General features: G+C 59.5%; 16 protein-coding genes. 3 read left to right on the top strand and 13 right to left on the bottom strand.

Annotation, left to right across the window (positions count from 1 at the left end; genetic code table 11):
* Nucleotides 1–261: 261 nt before the first annotated feature.
* On the top strand, nucleotides 262–1,278 hold the full coding sequence (locus P6U16_RS27900) for an aldo/keto reductase (RefSeq protein WP_183908939.1): 1,017 nt from the start codon (nucleotides 262–264) through the stop codon (nucleotides 1,276–1,278).
* Between the two features lie 47 nt (nucleotides 1,279–1,325).
* Here the strand turns inward: P6U16_RS27900 and P6U16_RS27895 are convergent, their stop codons facing one another.
* Genes P6U16_RS27895 through P6U16_RS27880 form a run of 4 tightly spaced genes read right to left on the bottom strand, consistent with a single transcriptional unit; the run spans nucleotide 1,326 to nucleotide 5,276 of the window.
* Nucleotides 1,326–2,591, bottom strand: a complete 1,266-nt coding sequence (locus P6U16_RS27895; RefSeq protein WP_277704915.1) for a glycerate kinase — start codon at nucleotides 2,589–2,591, stop codon at nucleotides 1,326–1,328.
* On the bottom strand, nucleotides 2,588–2,869 hold the full coding sequence (locus P6U16_RS27890) for a Dabb family protein (protein ID WP_277704914.1): 282 nt from the start codon (nucleotides 2,867–2,869) through the stop codon (nucleotides 2,588–2,590). The genes P6U16_RS27895 and P6U16_RS27890 overlap by 4 nt, the downstream gene beginning before the upstream one ends.
* 44 nt (nucleotides 2,870–2,913) lie before the next feature.
* Nucleotides 2,914–3,702, bottom strand: a complete 789-nt coding sequence (locus tag P6U16_RS27885; RefSeq protein WP_277704913.1) for an enoyl-CoA hydratase/isomerase family protein — start codon at nucleotides 3,700–3,702, stop codon at nucleotides 2,914–2,916.
* Nucleotides 3,699–5,276 (bottom strand): acyl CoA:acetate/3-ketoacid CoA transferase, encoded by a 1,578-nt coding sequence (locus P6U16_RS27880; protein WP_277704912.1) that lies wholly within the window; start codon nucleotides 5,274–5,276, stop codon nucleotides 3,699–3,701. The genes P6U16_RS27885 and P6U16_RS27880 overlap by 4 nt, the downstream gene beginning before the upstream one ends.
* Nucleotides 5,277–5,453: 177 nt before the next feature.
* On the opposite strand from P6U16_RS27880, the gene P6U16_RS27875 reads away from it, so the two are divergent.
* Nucleotides 5,454–6,272, top strand: coding sequence for an aldo/keto reductase (locus tag P6U16_RS27875; protein WP_277704911.1), 819 nt, complete (start codon nucleotides 5,454–5,456; stop codon nucleotides 6,270–6,272).
* A gap of 176 nt (nucleotides 6,273–6,448) precedes the next feature.
* Entirely contained in the window at nucleotides 6,449–7,099 is a 651-nt protein-coding gene (locus P6U16_RS27870; RefSeq protein WP_183909207.1) for a TetR/AcrR family transcriptional regulator, read from the top strand.
* A gap of 45 nt (nucleotides 7,100–7,144) precedes the next feature.
* On the opposite strand, the gene P6U16_RS27865 is transcribed toward P6U16_RS27870, so the two are convergent.
* From P6U16_RS27865 to P6U16_RS27825, 9 genes are all read right to left on the bottom strand, one after another.
* Complete coding sequence (locus tag P6U16_RS27865; protein ID WP_277704910.1) at nucleotides 7,145–8,752, bottom strand: GMC family oxidoreductase N-terminal domain-containing protein; 1,608 nt, start codon at nucleotides 8,750–8,752, stop codon at nucleotides 7,145–7,147.
* Between the two features lies 1 nt (nucleotide 8,753).
* Entirely contained in the window at nucleotides 8,754–10,250 is a 1,497-nt protein-coding gene (locus tag P6U16_RS27860; RefSeq protein ID WP_277704909.1) for an aldehyde dehydrogenase family protein, read from the bottom strand.
* 61 nt (nucleotides 10,251–10,311) lie between these two features.
* Nucleotides 10,312–11,343, bottom strand: a complete 1,032-nt coding sequence (locus P6U16_RS27855; protein WP_277704908.1) for an alcohol dehydrogenase catalytic domain-containing protein — start codon at nucleotides 11,341–11,343, stop codon at nucleotides 10,312–10,314.
* Nucleotides 11,344–11,350: 7 nt separating this feature from the next.
* Nucleotides 11,351–12,292: an ABC transporter permease gene (locus P6U16_RS27850; protein ID WP_277704907.1), complete on the bottom strand. Its 942-nt coding sequence runs from the start codon at nucleotides 12,290–12,292 to the stop codon at nucleotides 11,351–11,353.
* 8 nt (nucleotides 12,293–12,300) lie between these two features.
* Nucleotides 12,301–13,806: a sugar ABC transporter ATP-binding protein gene (locus P6U16_RS27845; protein WP_277704906.1), complete on the bottom strand. Its 1,506-nt coding sequence runs from the start codon at nucleotides 13,804–13,806 to the stop codon at nucleotides 12,301–12,303.
* Nucleotides 13,807–13,815: 9 nt separating this feature from the next.
* Nucleotides 13,816–14,457, bottom strand: a complete 642-nt coding sequence (locus P6U16_RS27840) for an ABC transporter permease (RefSeq protein ID WP_277704905.1) — start codon at nucleotides 14,455–14,457, stop codon at nucleotides 13,816–13,818.
* 20 nt (nucleotides 14,458–14,477) lie between these two features.
* A complete protein-coding gene (locus tag P6U16_RS27835; protein ID WP_277704904.1) occupies nucleotides 14,478–14,780 on the bottom strand; it encodes a hypothetical protein in 303 nt (100 codons plus the stop codon).
* 71 nt (nucleotides 14,781–14,851) lie between these two features.
* Nucleotides 14,852–15,964: a sugar ABC transporter substrate-binding protein gene (locus tag P6U16_RS27830; protein WP_277704903.1), complete on the bottom strand. Its 1,113-nt coding sequence runs from the start codon at nucleotides 15,962–15,964 to the stop codon at nucleotides 14,852–14,854.
* Nucleotides 15,965–16,874: 910 nt separating this feature from the next.
* Complete coding sequence (locus tag P6U16_RS27825) at nucleotides 16,875–18,518, bottom strand: MFS transporter (protein WP_277704902.1); 1,644 nt, start codon at nucleotides 18,516–18,518, stop codon at nucleotides 16,875–16,877.
* Nucleotides 18,519–18,929 lie beyond the last annotated feature (411 nt).

Raw genomic sequence — 18,929 nt, 5'->3', positions numbered from 1 at the left:
CTCCTTGTCCCCGGCCTTCGCCCTCCCGGGCGGCACAACCAGCATATATGTAACTGGTTAGTTATTTAACTATGCACGATCCGGTTACTAAGTCAATGTGGTTTTGCAAACTGGTTTGGGTTTGTTCGGAAAAGTCATCGCGACACTCACATGATATGACGGCGCCAAGTTTCTCGCCGCCAATCTGTTGCAAGCACTTGCCATGGTCGCGCCATCAGCACTATAAGTAACTAGATAGTTATTGATGGAAGGGAGGGTTCTATGAAGCCATCAACCACGAGGAAATTCGGCCGTGTCGATCTGGACGTGACCAGTTTTGCATTTGGCACGGCGCCAATCGGCAATATTTTCCGTCCGATCGACGAGGAAACCTCGGACCAGATGATACAGACCGCTTGGGACAGTGGCGTGCGGTTCTACGATACCGCGCCCATGTATGGCCACGGGCTGGCGGAACTGCGGACCGGCCATTCGCTGCGCTGGAAAAACCGGGACGATTTCGTGCTGTCGTCCAAGGTCGGGCGGCGCCTGAAGCCGAAGCGGCGGTCGGAAATCGATTTCGCGCCATGGAACAACGCGGCCGCTAACGAACTGATTTTCGATTACACATATGATGGCACGATGCGTGCCTTCGAGGACTCGCTTCAGCGTATGGCGCTGGAACGGATGGACATCTGCTTCATCCATGACATCGACGTTTTCACCCGTGGCGCCGACCAGCCAGAGGTTTTCAAGCAGGCCATGGATGGCACATGGAAAGCGTTGGCCCAACTGCGCGACGAGGGCGTTGTGAAGGCCATCGGGGTTGGCGTCAATGAGTGGGAGGTTTGCCATGAGGCGCTGAAGCAGCGGGACTTCGACTGCTTTCTGCTGGCCGGACGCTATACTCTGCTGGAGCAGGAATCGCTGGATGCCTTCCTGCCGCTTTGCGAGGAGCGGAACGCGGCCGTCATCATTGGTGGCGGCTTCAACTCGGGCATCCTGGCGACCGGCGCAATCGAAGGTGCGAAGTATAATTATGCACCCGCACCCGAACCAATCCTGGCCAAGGTGCGCGGTATCGAGGCCGTCTGCCGGGAGTTCAATGTTCCCCTGCCCGCCGCTGCCATGCAGTTCGTGGTCGCGCACCCGGCAATCCCGTCTTTCGTGGCAGGAACGCGCACGGTCGAACAGCTTCAGAAGAACCTTGAATGGTTTAGCCATCCGATACCGACCGAATTCTGGGCGGCGCTAAAGTCCAAGGGGCTGCTTCGCGAAGACGCGCCGACGCCTGCTTAAGGCAGTCACCGGCGACCTCGCAACAGAGTTCGCCGGTCACTTGACGGTTACCGGATCAGGATCGCCCGGAAATCATTGACATTCGTGCCGGTTGGACCGGGCACGAAGAGATCGCCGAGCGCATGAAACGCGGTCCACGCATCATTGTTTGACAGCAAGGTGAACGGGTCCAGCCCCGACGACTGCAGGCGCAGGATCGTCGATCCGTCCGCGAACGCGCCGGCATTGTTCTCGCTACCATCAATTCCATCCGTATCGGCAGCGAGCGCGTGAACCCCCTCATGGCCATCGATTCCAAGCGCCAGCGACAGCAGGAATTCGGTGTTGCGCCCACCCTTGCCCCGGCCCTTAAGGGTGACGGTGGTTTCGCCGCCGGAGAGAATGACCACGGGCCCGGTGAACGGCCGGTTCCGGAGCCGCACCTCACGGGTAATTGCTGCATGGACGTGAGCAGCCTCCCGCGCTTCTCCCTCAATGGAGTCCGACAGGATAACAGCTGGAATTCCGGCAGCACGTGCTGCCGAGGCCGCCGCTTCAAGCGAGATGGATGCGGATGCGATGATACGGTGGGAGTGGCGCTGAAACCGCGGGTCTGAGGGAAGTGGAGGAACCGGGGCGCCGCTTTCGATATGTCGGAGCAGCTTGTCCGGAAGGTCTATCCCGTACCGGCGGATTGCTGCTAGCGCATCCTCAGGCCCGCTGTTATCGGCCAGCGTCGGGCCTGATGCCACGTCGGCGGCGTTGTCGCCCGGAATATCGGAAACGATGAGACTGACGACGCGCGCGGGCCAGGCAGCCGCGGCAAGCCTGCCGCCCTTGATGCGGGAAACCTGCTTGCGGATCGTGTTCATCGCGGAAATCGGAGCACCGCTTGCGAGCAGCACTTCATTCAGGGCGATCTCGTCGGAAAGGTCCAGCCCATCAGCAGGCGCCGGCAGCAGGGCGGAGCCGCCGCCGCAAATGAGGGCTATAACCAGATCGTCTTCGCTCAGACCAGAGACCCCGGACAGCAAACGCTCCGAGGCAACGAGGCCAGCGGCATCCGGCACCGGATGCGACGCTTCCAGCACCTCGATGGTGTCGCACGGCACGCCGAACCCGTAGCGGGTAACGACAACCCCTTCGAGTGGCTCTCCCCACGCCCGCTCCAGCGCCCGCGCCAGATGCGCGGCACCCTTGCCCGCGCCAACCACGATCGTACGACCCTTGGGTTTGGTCGGGAGATGGGCACGTATCGCCTGATCGGCATCAGCGGCGGCAACAGCTGCTTGAAACAGCGAGACCAAAAATTCGCGAGGCTCGATCACAGTCAAATCCCGATACCCACCACGATAACGCCACCGGTCCCGCCGACCGTACTGGAGACGATCCGCCCGCCGATCAACCGATGCTCCTGATCCACGAGGTAAGCGTCGCGCACATGCGCACTGGCAAAATCGATCCAGAACGCGTTAATGAAGCCCTTGTCCATGCCCGGTTCAACGCAGACATTCGGCCCTGAGTGGAAATCGACAATCCCTTCAAGCCATGATTTAAGGCCTTCCAGAGCGGCAAAGAGTGCTTGCTCCACGCCCGGATTGACGTTCAGCAAAACCAGATGTCTTATCATTTCGGGCCCCTCCCGGGCAGGTGCCGTTACAGGCCCTTAAACTCTGGCTTTCGTTTGTCTTTGAAAGCGGCAACGCCCTCAGCGAGATCAGCAGTGCCCGCGGCCGCGATGCCGGCGAGCGCTTCGAGGACCCGCTCCCGCTCCTCGCCCTCGGCTGCATTCACCAGCATTTTCGCAAACTCGGTGGCGACGGGCGCACGTTCGGTCGTGAGCTTGGCAATTGCAAGTGCTCGCTGCATGCCTTCACCCTTCGGCACCACGTGATCAACTATACCAAAGGCCTGCGCCTGTGCCGCACTGAAAACCTCGCCAAAGACAGCCATGCGCCGAACGATCTGCGAGCCAAACCGGCGCACGGCGCGTTGTGTGCCCGACCAGCCGGGGATGACGCCGATGCCCGCCTCGGGAAGCCCGACCTTAACGTGGTCCTCTGCAATGCGCATATCGGCGAGTGCTGCCAGTTCCAGGCCGCCGCCTAGCGCGTGACCATTTAGCACCGCGATGACCGGCTGCCTCAGCCTTGCGAGCAGATCGAAGGCCGAATGCCCCTCGCGCAGCCAAAAGCGACCGAAATCCAGCGCCGATTTAGCGCCCCAGGCCTCGATGTCTCCGCCCGCGCAAAAGGCCTTGCCTTCACCCGTCACGATGACAACCCGCACATCGGGGCTTCTCTCGATCACCCGGCAGGTCGCTGCAAGCTGTTCCACCATCGGCTCGTTGAAGGCATTCAGCTTTGCCGGTCGATTGAACGTCAGTATCGCGATGGCTGCATCGATCTGCAGCTTGATCAACTGCTCTTCTGTGGCCCCTGTCATTGTCCGAGGTCCAGTCCGAAGCGTTCCGGCTGAAAAAGCCTAGCGTCCATGACCTTGACATCGCTTGAGATGATTAATGGAGTTTCTGCCTGCGCGAGGATATCTCGCTCGACGTCGATGCCCGGCGCAACCTCGGTGACAACGAGGCCGTCTGGCGTCAGCTTGATCACGCATCGCTCGGTGACATAGGTGACATCCTGCCCCTGCGCGACGCCGCGACTGCCGGAGAAAGTGACGTGATCGACCTTGTCGACGATCTTCGCGACCTTGCCTTCCTTGGCGATGATCAGCTTGCCATCGGCGATTTCGAACTTCGCACCCGCGTTGAAATAGCCGGAGAAGATGATCTTTTTCGCGCGCGAGGTGATGTCGACGAACCCGCCCGCGCCCGCCGTGACATGCGGTCGAACCGCGAGCTTGGACACGTTGACGGAACCCTGGCTGTCGATTTGCAGAAATGACAGCAGCGAGGCGTCAAAGCCTCCGGCCTGGAAGTAGGTAAACTGGTGCGGTGACGCGACGAAGGCTTCTGCATTCGACGAGCACCCGAACTTGAAATCAAGCAACGGAATACCACCGACGGCGCCCTGCTCGATCAGCCAGGTCACATCTCCATGTCTCCCCTCTTCCAGCAGGATGCGCGGCACGTTGGCCGAAATGCCGAAGCCGATGTTCACCGCCCAGCCCTTCTTCAGCTCCATGGCGACCCGGCGCGCGATAACCTTCGCAACATCGAAGTCCGGTGTGCGGAAGGTGTCGAGTGGGCGGAACAGCTCGCCCGATATGGCAGGGTCGTAGACGGTTGCGGTGGTTTGCAGCTGGTCGGGCGCCTCGACGATATAGTCGATCAGGATACCCGGCACCCGCACATCATGCGGCCGCAGCGAACCGGCCTGTGCAATGCGCTTGACCTGCGCGATGACGATGCCACCGCTGTTATGTGCCGCGAGCGCCACCTCCATGGCGCCGAGATAAGCGCCCTCATGCTCGAATGTCAGGTTGCCGCGTTCATCGGCAGTACTGGCACGAATAATGCCGACTGTCGGCGAGATGGCCTTGAAATAGAGCCATTCCTCGCCATCAAACTCGACCCTGCGCACGATCGGCTTTTCAGCCGCCGCATCATTCATGGCGCAACCCTGCTGTGCCGGATCCGCGAATGTATCCAATCCTACCTTGGTCAGCACACCCGGCCGCATGGCGGCGGCCTCGCGAAGCATGTCGAACACGATGCCACTCGGCACGTTATACGCGGCGATCTCGTTGCGGCCGAGCATCTGCCAGATCAGCGGCGGTTCGGCTGAAGACGGACCGGACGGGTAAGATCCGCCGATGACGGTCGAAAGCATGCCGGGTTGGGCTAGATGGTCTACCCCCTTGGTGCCGAACATGTCTCCGGCTGCGATCGGGTGGATCGTAGTGATACTGCGGGGTGATCCCTCGGCGCGAAACCGCTCGCCAAGCGCCGAAAGAACGGCGTCCGGGCAGCAGAGCCCGCTCGATGAATTGACGGCAATGATCGCTCCATCCTTTATTCCGGCCACAGCCTCCGCAGCAGTTCTGATCTTCGACATGCCCTCTCCCACTCAAGTCCGGCGTCTTGCTATTAAGTAACTGGATGGTTATAACATAGGCGAGACTTGCGGTCTGATCAAGTGAAAATCCGAGGATCTTCCGGCACTGGTCACAAGTGGAATTCGTGAAGAACTCGGCAGTCCAGGCCGGCATAGCGATATGAGGAGGAGGAAGCGATGAGTATATATTTTACCAAAACGTTCCAGCGGTCGTTTGGCACATATCCGCTGCGCAGTGACGAACTGACGGCAGCGCTGAAGACAGCAGTCGACATCGGCTACCGGTCCATAGACACGGCGCAGATGTACCAGAACGAAAGCGATGTCGGAGAGGCGATCGCGGCACTACGCATGCCGCGCGAGGAACTCCTGGTGACCACCAAGGTGCACCCCGACAACTTCGGCGAGGACAAGTTCCTGGCATCGGTGGAACAGAGCCTTCGCGATCTCAAGCTCGATTATGCCGACGTCCTGCTCGTTCACTGGCCCCCTCTGGACAGGGATATTCGCCCGTCGCTGAAGCTTCTCCAGAAGGCGAAGAAGGACGGACTGGCGCGGCATATTGGCGTTTCCAACTACACTGCCCGAATGATGCATGATGCGGCATCGATCTGCGATGAGCCGCTGGTAACCAACCAAGTCGAATTCCATCCGCTGCTGGACCAGAGCATCTTGCTGGATGCGGCGGCCAAAACGGGTATCCCGCTTTCCTCCTATTGCTCCGTCGCTCGGGGCGAAGTCTTCAAGCACGCGATCGTTGGAGAGATCGGCGCGGTCTATGACAAGTCGCCGGGTCAAGTCGTGCTGCGGTGGATCCTGCAACAGGGCGTAGCGATCAATACGATGTCGACCAAGTCGGAAAACCTGAAGGCAAATTTCGACATCATGGATTTTGTTCTCTCCAGCGTCGACATGGCCCGGATTTCGAAGCTGTGCGCCACGAATTTCCGCATCGTCGGCATCGACAAGGTTCCGTGGGCCCCTGACTGGGATTGAGCCTTGGCAAACTGCAAACACAAGATGTCTGTTTGGGATATTCGAGAAACAAGCGTGTTCCGGCGCTTGCACAGATTGCGCACAACGCGTTAAATAACCGAAGCGTTACATCGCCGGCTGCCCTTCAGAAAGGCGTGGCCGGAATTGATTCCTACCTTAGAAAGCAGGCCACAAACATGACAGGTCCAACTCCGGCCAAGCCCCGTGTTCGTGACGCCGAAGCCACTCAGAAAAGGATCATGATCGCGGCGAAGAAGGAGTTTGCGAGGAGCGGGCTCGGCGGCTCGCGGGTCGATGACATCGCCGAACGTGCCAAGGCCAACAAGCGCATGATCTACCACTACTTTGAGAGCAAGGAATTGTTGTTTCAGCGGGTGCTGGAAGAGGCCTACACCGATATCCGCAGCGCGGAGCGAAAGCTCGAGCTTGATCATCTGGATGCGAAATCCGCGCTTGAGAAGCTGGTCCGCTTTACCTGGAAATACTACCTCGACAACCCCGAATTCATCACGCTGGTGAACAGTGAGAACCTGCACAAGGCCAAGCATCTCAAGAAGTCGGAGGTGATCCATGTGGTCAGCCGCCGGCTCATCGACATGGTCTCCGGCATTCTGGATCGCGGTGTCTCCGAAGGGGTGTTCCGGGAAAACATCGATCCCGTTCAGCTGAACATCACCATCGCGGCGATCAGCTACTATTACCTCACGAACCGGTTTACCGGCTCGATCGTGTTCGAGCGCGACCTCATGGCAACGGAAGCCCTGGAACAGCGTATTGCCTTCAATATCGAAACCATTCTTCGCATGGTCTGCAAGATCAACGATTGAGCGGCGAACGAGGAACGGGCCGGAGCCCATCTCCGGCCTTACCTGTCATCGGTTGCCGCGAATAAGGTCCGCAGCACGCTCACCGATCATGATCGAGGGCGCGTTTGTATTGGAGCCGATCAACGATGGCATGATCGAGCTGTCGCATATCCGGATGCCATCCAACCCGTGTACCCGCAGCGAAGGATCAACCACGGACATGTCGTCAGTGCCCATCTTGCAGGTGCATGTCGGGTGATAGGAGGTGCGGCCGTACTGGCGGGCGTAGGCCTCCAGATCCGATTGGGTCCGAACCTCGCTGTTCGGGAAGCGAAGTTCGCGGATATATTTCTGCAGGCTCGGCTGGCTGAAAATCTCCCGGCTGATTCTGATGCCTTCCACCGATATGCGCAGGTCATCCGGGTGCCCGAGGAAATTCGGGTCCACCACCGGCGTATCGCGCGCATCGGCACTTCGAAGCGTCACCGTCCCACGAGACTTGGGTCGTAGCGTGTAGCTGTTCAGCGTGATGCCGGATGAACCCTTGCGAACGCTTGGTACGCCGGCTTCAGCGCCGGCACCCGCCAGAAAGTGGAACTGGAGGTCGGGATACGGACTGCTGCCAGCCCCATCCGCATACCAGAAGGCACCGCCTTCCACGACGTTGGACGCGACCGGCCCGGAGTTGAACAGGTAATATTGTATGCCTGCCCAAAGCGCCCAATGAGGCTTGTTGTATTTGTCGAGACTGTCGTGCGCCTTCAGTTCAGCGACGATATCGATACCGAAATGATCGTGCAGGTTCTGCCCGACCCCTTTCAGATCCTGCACCACGTCTATGCCGTGGCTGCGCAAATGCGCGGCGGGGCCGACGCCTGACAGCATCATCAGCTTTGGCGTGCCGATGGCGCCAGAGGTGACGATGACCTCCGCCTCAGCCGTGGCAGTGACCGGCGATCCATTGCCCGTGGAGTAGCTGACGCCCACGGCGCGCTGCCGATCAAAGACCACCTTGTGAACGAGAGCGCCGGTGATGAGGTGGAGGTTCTTACGCCCCAGTGCCGGCCTGAGATAGCCGACCGCCGCAGAGCAGCGCCGGTTGCCCCGGGTCGTCGTCTGGTAAATCCCGGCGCCTTCCTGGCTGGGACCATTGAAATCCGGGTTATAGGGCAGGCCCTGCTCCTGGCAGCTTTGCACGAAGGCAAGCGAGACCGGGTTGGGGTTCGGATTGTTGGAAACGCCGAGAGGACCATCGGTCCCGTGCCATTCGCCCGATAGGATCGAGTTGCCTTCCGAACGCAGGAAATATTTCTGGATATCCTTGAAGGCCCAGCCTTCGGCACCCTCTTCCTTCGCCCAGCGGTCATAGTCGGCAGGATGTCCGCGGGTGAAGATTTCCGCGTTGATCGACGATCCACCGCCAAGCACCCGCGCCTGGGCATAAGGAATTTCACGGTTGTTGGCATGCTTCTGTGGCGCTGTCACCAGCCCCCATGTCAGCGGACCTGTCGTCATCTTGGCAAAGCCGACAGGCATGTGGATCAGCCGGTTGGTATCTGGCCCGCCGGCCTCGAGCAGGCACACGCGCACAGCCGGGTCTTCCGAAAGCCGTGCTGCCAGAACGCACCCCGATGAGCCGCCGCCGACAATGACGTAGTCGTATACGTTCGCCATGTTACTTGATCCAATGGCTCCGCTTGCCGGTATCGATATGAACCGACTTCACCTGCGTGTATTCCTCCACGCCATAGACCCCTGCCTCACGTCCCCAGCCGGATTGCTTGAACCCGCCCAGCGGCATCTCGGGTCCGCCTGCCATGATGCAATTCACCCAGAAGCGGCCAGCGCGGACGCGCCGGGTAACTGAAAGAGCCGTGTCGATGTTCTTCGACCAGACACTGGCCGCAAGCCCGTAGACGGTGTCATTGGCGAGATGAATTGCCTCTTCGGTCGTATCGAAGTGAAACGAGGAAAGGACGGGGCCGAAGATCTCGTCCGTCGCGATCGACATGCCCTTGGTAACATCGGAAAACAGGGTCGGCTCGATATAGGTGCCCTTGCCCAGATCCATCTGCGAACCGCCGGTTACGAGCCGCGCGCCCTCGGCGTTGCCCTTGGCGATGTAGCTCATGATCGTTTCGTTCTGCTGGGACGTGGTGATGGCCCCCACCTGCGTCGACTCATCCAGCGGATCGCCCACCACGATCTTCTTCATTTTCCGCGCAAGGATTTCCTCAAATTCCTTCGCCACCCGCCGATCGACGATCAGCCGGCTCGAGGATACGCAGCATTGCCCGGTGTTAAAGCTGATCCCGAAGGCTGCGCCGTCGGCTGCATCCTCCAGGTCTGCATCTGCAAAGACGATGATCGGGTTTTTGCCGCCCAGTTCCAATCCCAGCTTCTTGAAGTTGGTATCGGCAGCGGCGTGCACCACGGAGCGCCCGACACTCGTCGAACCCGTGAAGGAGAGCATGTCCACGTCTGGGTGCTCCGTCAGGGCCTGCCCGATGGTGCGGCCAGAGCCGGTGACCACGTTATAGGCCCCCTTGGGAAGGCCGGCGTCCGCGAGTATCTCTCCAAGGATGAGCGTTGTCGCGCTGGTAACCTCAGATGGCTTGACGACCATGGTGCAGCCGGACGCAAGGATGAAGGGCACACGCTCGCAGAGGATCAGGAACGGGAAATTCCAGGGGGTGATCAGGCCAACGACACCGACCGGTTCGCGGAGCACCATGCCGAACAGATTGTCCCCGAGCGAGTTGAAACTGTCGCCGTGGAGCAGGCGGGCTGCCCCGGCAGCAACCTCGAAGCAGGCGATGCAATGATCGATCTCGCCGCGCGCCTGGGAAATGGGCTTGCCGTTTTCCAGCACCTCCCAATAGGCGATTTCATCGCGGCGATCGCGCAGGATCTGGGCCGTGCGCAACAAGACACCTGCACGCTCTGCGCCTGAAATGCCTGCCCATGACCGATCTTCGAAGGTGCGACGGGCGGCGGCAACGGCGGCATTCAGGTCGTCCACCGTGCATTTTGGAATGAGGGTGACAGGCACACCGTGTCCGGGTGAAGAACGCTCGAACAACTCGCGACCGCCTTGGTAGGCACCGTCGAGCCAGAAACCGAATTCACGCGGGGCTGTGGGCGCAGTTTGAGTGTTTGCGAATTGGGACATGGTATCCTCCTTGTTCCGGCTGCCGTCCCGGATCCCGGTTGTGGCGCGGTTAAAATTTTGATCAGCCGATGACGATCTGCGTTTTCAGATCGCTCGGCCGTTCGGCAAGCGTGTCGAAGGCGGTCTGGATTGCATCCAATGGAAAGCTCGACCGGGTGAAAGCGTCAGTCCGGAAGCGCTTGTGAGCTAGCAGGGTCAAGGCATCGTGCATGTCCTCTCCCATTCCCGCGACGCTGCCCTTCAGGCTGTTTTCTTCAAGAACCGTGCGCAGGATCGGCACTGAAACCGCCTCATCCGGCCCGGTAATGCCGAAGAAGGCCACATGGCCGCCCTTGCGGATCAGTTCAAACGCCAGGGCATAGAGACGGGCCGAACCGACGCTTTCAACGACGAGATCGGCGCCACGGCCATCTGTCGCCTTCAGAACAGCGTCCTTCAGGTCAGCGGGATTAGAAATGGCGATATCGGCGCCTGCCTCAAGTGCCATTCGGCAACGGTCTTCTGAAAGATCCGCGACAATGATGGGCGCTGCCCCGCAGAGCCGGAGCATCTGCACATGTAGGTTGCCGATGGGCCCTGCTCCGAGCACGACCGCCGATTGCCCGAAGCCGACACGGGCCTTGCGCGCCGCACGAACGACGCAAGCGACAGGTTCGACGAGCGCCTGAAGCTCGGCGGGAACCCCATCAGGCACAGGGATGACGAGCCGAGCGGGAAGCGCCACGTATTCGGCAAAAGCTCCGTCTCGCCCTATCCCCACCTGCTTCATCGACTTACAGTTCAGGATCTCGTTGCGGCGGCACCAGTAGCAGGTGCCGCAGCCGATATTGATGTCAGCGACACATTCCTGCCCTTCGCGCAAATGGGAGACCTTAGCGCCCAGTCTGGCAATCGTGCCGCAAAACTCGTGACCCGGCACCAGCGGCAGGTGTTCCGCCGCATAATGCCCGTTGAAGATATGCACATCCGTGCCGCAGATACCGGTGCGATTCACCCGGATCAATGCATCATCAGGTCCGAGTTCCGGAATACCGATTTGCTTGACGTCGAACCGTCTGGGCTCGACGAGAACGGCAGCCAACATCTTGCTCATTACCACCTCACTTCACGATACGGAGCTTGGAACGGTCGATCGTCAGCGCAATCGCCACGATAAGGACCAGGCCGAAGACCATCTGTTGCTGGGTCGCCTCGATGCCGAAATAGAGCATCGATGCGCGGATGACGGCTACCAGAAGCGTGCCTATGGCCGTGTTGATGACGCCTCCAACACCACCTGTCAGGGGCGTTCCCCCGACAAGCACCGCGACGATCGCCGGCAGAAGAAAGCCATTGGCAATGGTCGGTGCCCCACCTGAGAGCTTCACGGCAAAGAGCAGACCGGCAACGGCTGCCAATGCGCCTGAAATCGCAAATGCGAGGATCTTGTAGCGCGCCACGTTGACGCCCGACGCCGCCGCCGCCAGCTCACCGGCGCCGACCGCCTTAAGCGCACGGCCGAGCGTTGTGCGTCTCTCGATGAAGATGCAGAGCGCAAGAAGTGCCGCGGCGATGAACAGTTCATTCGGGATCATGCCGGTATGACCGATCATCCAGCCGAATGTAGAATCGCGCTGGGCCGCTTCCATGTTCAGCGCTCGGTTTCCGGAAAGCCATTTCGCCATGGAGAAGCAGACACCACCTACGGCAAGCGTCGATATGAACGAGGGTACCAGCAGCTTTGTGGTGACATAGCCGGACACCATGCCGAGCGCAAAGCCCGCAGCAACGCAAAGCAGAGCCACCCACGGGCCGAACGACGCCAGGTAGACGGACGCCACCACTGTGATCATGTTGGCCATGGACTGGGCCGAAAGATCGATCCCGCCGATATAGATCGCGAAAGTCAGGCCCAGCGCCATAATGAACAGGGGCACGATATCCCCCGCCAGCGACAGCAGGTTCACGGGCTTGAGGAAGTTCGGGTCGTTGATGCCCACGATTGCAACCAGCACCAGAAGCGTGATCCAAGGGAAATGAGACTTCAATTGATGTATCGACATTTCTGTTCTCAAATCATGTAATGGAGGAGGTCGAAGAGCGTGGGCTTGGCGCCCGGCTCGCAGGCAAAGCGCTTTTGAATCTCGCCATCCTTGATCACGAGGATCGTGTGGGAGAGCCCGATCGCTTCTTCCAAGGTGTCTGCAACAAGCACCACCCCCGCCCCGTCGTCGCTCATGTCCCGGATCATCTCGTAGACATCTTCCTTCGCCCCGATATCAAGGCCACGGGTCGGGTGATCGAGCAGCATGATGTCCGATCCGCCGGACCGCCATTTCGCCAGCACCACTTTCTGCTGGTTTCCGCCGGACAGGTTGCCGCAATCGGCGTATTCGGAATGGGCCTTGATTGCGAGCCGGGAAATCCAGTCGCGCGCCAGCGCTTTTTCCGCACCGACGTTCAGCACGCCGCCTTTCGAATAACTGCCCATCTGCGAGAGCGTCATGTTTTCATAGACATTCATGCCAGCCACGATGCCTTCGATCTTGCGCTCGCGTGGCACATATCCAATTCCGCGCTCTACCGCCGCCCGGGCGGTGAAGCGATCCATGGCTTCGCCCTTGATGGTCACTTTGCCGGCGGTGGGGGTTAGCATGCCGTAGATGGTGCGCAGAATTGCCTCGCGCCCGGAGCCCTCCGTGCCGACGAGGCAAAGCACTTCGCCACGATGCAACGTCAGCGCAATATCCCTGATGCGGCCGGCGAGGCTCACGCCTTCCAGCTTCAGCAACTCGGCCGACGCGTCGAATGACTTCTGCCGGTGCTCACGGTAATATTCCTTGTCCACATTGCGCCCGACCATCTTCTGCTGGATCGCCTCAGGCGAGGACTTGCCCCGCTCGACGGTATCGACGACCTGCCCGTCCTTCATCACGTAGATGCGGTCGGAAAGCTCCATAACCTCGTCCATGCGGTGGCTGACAAAGATGAAGCTTGCCCGCGACGTGAGCTCCCGGATGATACTGAAGAGCATCTTTACTTCGTCTTCCGCGAGCACGCTTGTCGGCTCATCGAGCAAGATCACGAGGTCACCTTGCACCCGCTCCTCCAGCGTCAAGACCTTGGCGAGCTCCACAAGCTGTCGCTGCGCGAAGGAAAGCTGCGAGGTCACCATGGCAGGATCGATATCCAGCTTCACCTTCGCCAGTTGCTTGCGCGCCGCGTCGGCCATGGCTTTCCAGTTGATCACGCCGAAACGGACGAACTGTGCTTCATAACCGAGGAAGATATTCTCCATCACTGTCAGGTTGGCGATGAGCGATTGCTCCTGGAACACCATACCGATGCCCATTTCCATCGCCTGCCTGGGGTTCTGGAGACGCACTGGTTTGCCGTTGATCGACACGGTGCCGCCATCCGGCAGATAAGCACCATAAATGACCTTCATCAGGGTGGATTTGCCGGCGCCATTTTCACCGACCAGCCCAACTATCTCGCCGCGCTTCACGTGGAAGTCCACGGACTTCAGGGCGTGAACCCCGGGGAATTTCTTATCGACCGCCTTCAACTCGTACATGGCGTCCCCTCACTTCACGAAGCTGACCGCGCGGCGGTCCGTTGAAAGGATGACGGCGACGATGACGAGAATGCCGAGCATTCCGTCTTGCAGGTAATCGGGCAGGCCAATGACGATCATCCCGTTGCTGATGACGTTGACGATGATGACGCCAATCACGGCATTCCACACGCCGCCGATGCCGCCCCACAACGCAACGCCACCGACTACCACCGAGGTGATTGAGAGAAACATGAAATTTGCCCCGGTCACAGATTCGGCCTGGCCGAGCTTGGCCACCTGCAGGATACCCGCGACCGAGTAGAAGACGCCGGCAACCACGAAGCCGAGGATCCGCACGCGGCGGACATTGAGGCCGGAGGCATGGGCAAGCTCTTCACCCCCGCCCACTGCATAGAAATTTCGGCCAAGCCGCGTATAGGCTTGGATGAACCAGGCAAGGACGGACAGCGCCACCACGACGTAGATCATCAGCGGGAAACCCGCGATGCGCCATGTCAGCAGCATGCGAAACGTATCGTCGTTAATCTTGACGATGTCGCCGCCGGTGATCAGGACGACGGCGCCGGTGGCGATGAAACCCATGGCGAGACTGGCCATAAAGGAGGGGATCCGCAGCCGCACATGCACGAGACCATTGACCAGTCCCACGAGACCACCAACCACGAGGATCAGGGGATCGCGACCCAGCCGCCCGCAGCAAGCGTTCCGCCGAAATGCAGGAAGGCGATGCAGAAGAGCACGGCAGTCAGCGAGACCGCGCCCTCCATGGATAGATCAATGGAGCCCATGATGATGATGAAGGTTACGCCGATTGCCACCATCACCGCCGGTGCGGCGGCAATTGCGATGCGTGCAAAGTTCCGCTGGGTCAAGAAGGCGGGATTGATGGCGGTGAACAGTATCACCAGCGTGAGGAGCACCAGCAGCGGCGCCCATCTGATCACGGTTTCTCGGTTGAAATTCAAATTCACTCCGTCCTCCTCTGACGGTGGTGCACGCTAGGGGCGGCAACCAGGTTGCCGCCCCTTTCGAACATCTCGGCTTACTTGTATTTGATGCCACCGTTGGACGGACCCCAGAAATCCTTCCAGTCGTATGTCGGCACGTTGTCCAGATACTTGGCCTTGAACTCCGCTGCGTCCGTGGCCGTGACTAGAACGGTCGGGCCATAGAATTCGCGGTGTTCTTTCGGCTCTTCGGAAGGTTTGAAGGTACCAATTGCGGCATGATAGGCGAGCGCCGCCGTGATGCCGCCGCCCCAATGGGGATTGGTGAAGACGGTAGCCAGCAGCTTGCCATCCATCACCATCTGGACGGCTTCAGGATTGCCGTCATAAGCGACGATCGGCATGTTATCGATGCCTTCAGCCTTCAGCGCTTCAATGACGCCATAGGCGATATTGTCGTTTGCGCAATGAACGCCGGTGATCGTGTCGCCATATTTGGTGAGGAAGCCGGCCATGACCTGCGCTGCCTTAGTGGTGTCCCAGTCAGCCGGCTGCACATCGAGCAATTCAATATCTGGAAAATCCTTCAGCGCATTCTTAAGGCCGTTCAGGCGCTCGATCGCCGGGTTGTTGGCCGCAATGCCCCCGAGATGCACAACGCCGCCCTTGCCGCCCATGGCTTTGAACAGAATGCGCGCGGTTTCTTCGGCCGGCTTTTCATCCGACCAGGTCATGTGGCTGACCCAGTTGTCGCCGAAATCCCACGGATGGGCATCGTCTGTCTTGTTCCAGATCGTGGACACGTATCCACCGGCAGCCTTCACAGCTTCCGCGACCGGGCGGGCATTCGGGCTGTCATTTGCATCGCAGGCAATGGCGCAGTTGCCATTGTTCTTGGACAAGAACGCCTTGATGTCGGCAAGCGACTTTTCAGAAGAACCCTCGTTAATCAGAGAGACAAGCGCCGATTTGGGCTTGCCGAGCGACTCGACGAACGTTTCCCCGCCCGAAACGACCGAGTTCCAATAAGCGCTGGCGCGGTCTCTATAAGACCAGGCAATAGCCGGATCGTTCAGCGCGGCGCGGGCGCTGCCGCCGCCCAGTATGCCGGGCACCACGGCTGTCGTCAGTCCTGCGGCAGTCGCAAACAAAAAGTTACGGCGACTGACGGTTTCCCGTTCGATAAAATCCTTGATGAATGTGGACATGGTTTCCTCCTCTTCCCACAAAGCCCTACCTGCTGCGCTGTTAATCAATCCCCTGCCCGGCCCAACTCAGCCAGTTGCTTGCTGGTCGCCGTCGAGAAACGCGTCACGTAATGCACTATCTAGTTACTTGGTTAAGCGGATTGAAGTCAAGCCGTTATTTGACGTTCGAACTTTGGAAGTCTTTTGGAGTTACGCGCAGGACGCTTTCGCGGGCACGGAAGCCATCCGGATTTCTGACATCGTCGGATTGGTGGCGAACTTATCTTGATGGGAGGTAGCCGGGAGATCTGAATGCACACACAGATGAGCGAGGTGAATACGTTGGTCGTCATTCTGAACTATGTTCGCAAGGTTTCGGTCAACTGACGCGGCCGATTAGATAAGTCCAGCGCAGATAGCGAGCGCGACCAGGTGGGCATCGTATGGATGCTAGGGTCATCGCGACAGCCTGTTCACGTTTTTGGTCTTTGTTCGTCTGCCCTCCGAAAGATCCGTCGACAGAGACTGCACAAAGCCGAAAGCTGGACGGAGACGTGGTCGCTGTTGTCATCGAAGGCTCCGGTTGGGTGCTTCGGTCGCCTTCACATGTTTCCGTCCCGCAATGCGGTGAGACGTGGCTGCCGTCGAAACTGGTCCGACGACAGCCACCTTGCCTTGGGAGGCGGACGGGAAAGAAGATTTGGTTGAGCTCAGCGCTGCCTGAACGCACCGAGAAAAAGCGGCTGCTGTTGGAAGTGGGTAAACGGCAGCCGAGTGGCCCTGCGTGGCATGGGGTAATGCCATTCGCAGGTCAGGATCTGATGCAGCCGAAGTCTGATCGGCCTTGGTCGAGGCGATGTTCGTCAAACTCTTGGGCCTGGGAGCCCGTTGCAAGCATACCTGTTCGTTGAGTGATTGGTTCATGTGGACATCATCTCAGCGCCCGTGAAACGACTTCGACGGGTCGGGTGCGGGCTGCTTCGGTCGTGCGCTCGATCGAAAGCACCGTCTGCGGCGGACGCTCTCCATCATGGAGGACCCGGAACTGCTCGCCAAGGTCCTTATCCGCGGCCGTGAGCCGATGGTTCAGGCGAAGGAAATCCATCCACGTGGGCGTGCGGAATGTCTCCGTCCAAATTGACGGCATTTGCAGGTTGCGCTGGAGGGTCCAGTTCCGTGCACCGGCACGGCTTTGAACGTGCCGCCTTGCGCGCATGCAACCCAGAAACGCCTCGGTGTTCTCTTCGGATATGGAATACTCGATCTTGACACCGATCGGGCCACTCCTGGGCTTCAGATCGAGTGCCAAGTCGGGCGGATGGAAATCCGAACTCTCCTGGTCCGCTTCTTCCCATGGACGCACGGGGAACAGTAGTCCCGCTGCCGCGACCAGCAGCAGAGCTCCTGACGCGCCCTCCAGGGCCCAGGTCAGGGAGTAGTTCTGGGCGACGGTTCCCCAGACCCAACTGCCGGCCGCCATGCCGCCGGCACTCAAGGCGTAATAGATAGAGAGCGTGCGGCCGACAACCCATCTTGGACTGGCCAACTGCACCGCGACGTCGATGCCAGTCCACGTAATCAGCCATCCGGCACCGCCGAGTGCCAGCGCAAAAGCCGCCACGGCGACTGACGATGTCAGAGCAAGGGAAAGGCAGCATGCCGCACAGGCAACAGAGGCGACCGCCACCAGCTTGTTTTGAGACATGATCCGCCGGAGGAAGCTGTTGCACACGCCGGCCACGAAAGCACCGCCGCCAAAGCCGGCCAACAGGATACCGTAGACGATCGGCCCGCTTTGCAAATGGTCGCGGACGACGAGAGGCAGCAGTGCAAGGATAGAGATGCTGGCCAAGCCGAACAGGGTCGCCCGGACGACCGCTGATCTGATCTCGAAGGACATTGCCGTGAAGCGCAGACCGTCGTGGATCGCCGTGGTCATTCTTTCACGTGGGAGAGGCGAAGCGCGCACGTGCCATTTGGTGCGCCAGATGGCACCAAGCGGCGTCAGATCGCACAGCGCGGCGATGGCGAAAGCGGTGAGCGGTCCGAAGAAAGCCAAGATTACGCCACCCAAGGCCGGACCAACGCTGCGCACGATGTTGTATCCGACAGACGTCAGCGTCACCGCAGCCGGAATGTCGCGCTTGTGCAGGATATCGCCAATGGAAGCGTGCCAGGCAGGATCATTCAAAGCGAAGCCGCCGCCGGCGAGGAAACCCAGTCCGAGGATGAGCCAGGGACTGATAAATCCCAGTCCCACAGAAATCACCAGCGTCGTCGATGCCAGCACCAACAGGCAGTGTCCTGCAAACATCACCCAGCGGCGGCTAAAATTGTCGGCAATGGCGCCGGCGAGGATCGACAGGAAAAATACCGGCAATGTCGACGCGGCCTGCACCAGGGCAACCATCAGGTCGGACGCCGAAATGGTCACCATCAGCCAACTGATGGCCACGGTTTGCACGAGCCATCCGAGACTGGATATTTGCGAGGCCGTCCAGATCGCGCGAAACGCGGGATTCCGGAGAGGAGCCAAGGTGGTCGAAACACCGGATTGCGGATCGGAATGCTGCATTTCGTCGTGTCTCTTTCAGACCCCTAGAATGTCCCTGGGACCCAGCAGAGTACCCGTCACCGGAGGGCGGATTTCGCCGTTTTCCACTCATTCGCCGCAGGAACTCTGCATAAAATGCCATAAATCTCCGCGATGGCTCGATAGTATGTTATAACATACCCGATAAGACACCTTATGGAAATTTTAGGTGTTTCAAACTCAACCGAAGGCGGGCTTGATCCGTGGTGGTCGTAGACGCAGATTATCCAACGCTCCAACGCTCCAACGCTCCAACGCTCCAACGCTCCAACGCTCCAACGCATCAAGCGACTTGTGTTGGATAATCACTTTTAACGGTGAGGAGGTAGCGAGTTTCTCCCTCTAGGATTACGCAATTGAGAACTCCGCGGGTGTAAATTTCCGTATCAACGT

The sequence above is a fragment of the Rhizobium sp. 32-5/1 genome (assembly GCF_029537235.1).
Lineage (GTDB): Bacteria > Pseudomonadota > Alphaproteobacteria > Rhizobiales > Rhizobiaceae > Pararhizobium.
The sequence above is the reverse complement of the archived record's forward strand: the minus strand, read 5'-3'. Positions and strand labels throughout refer to the sequence as shown.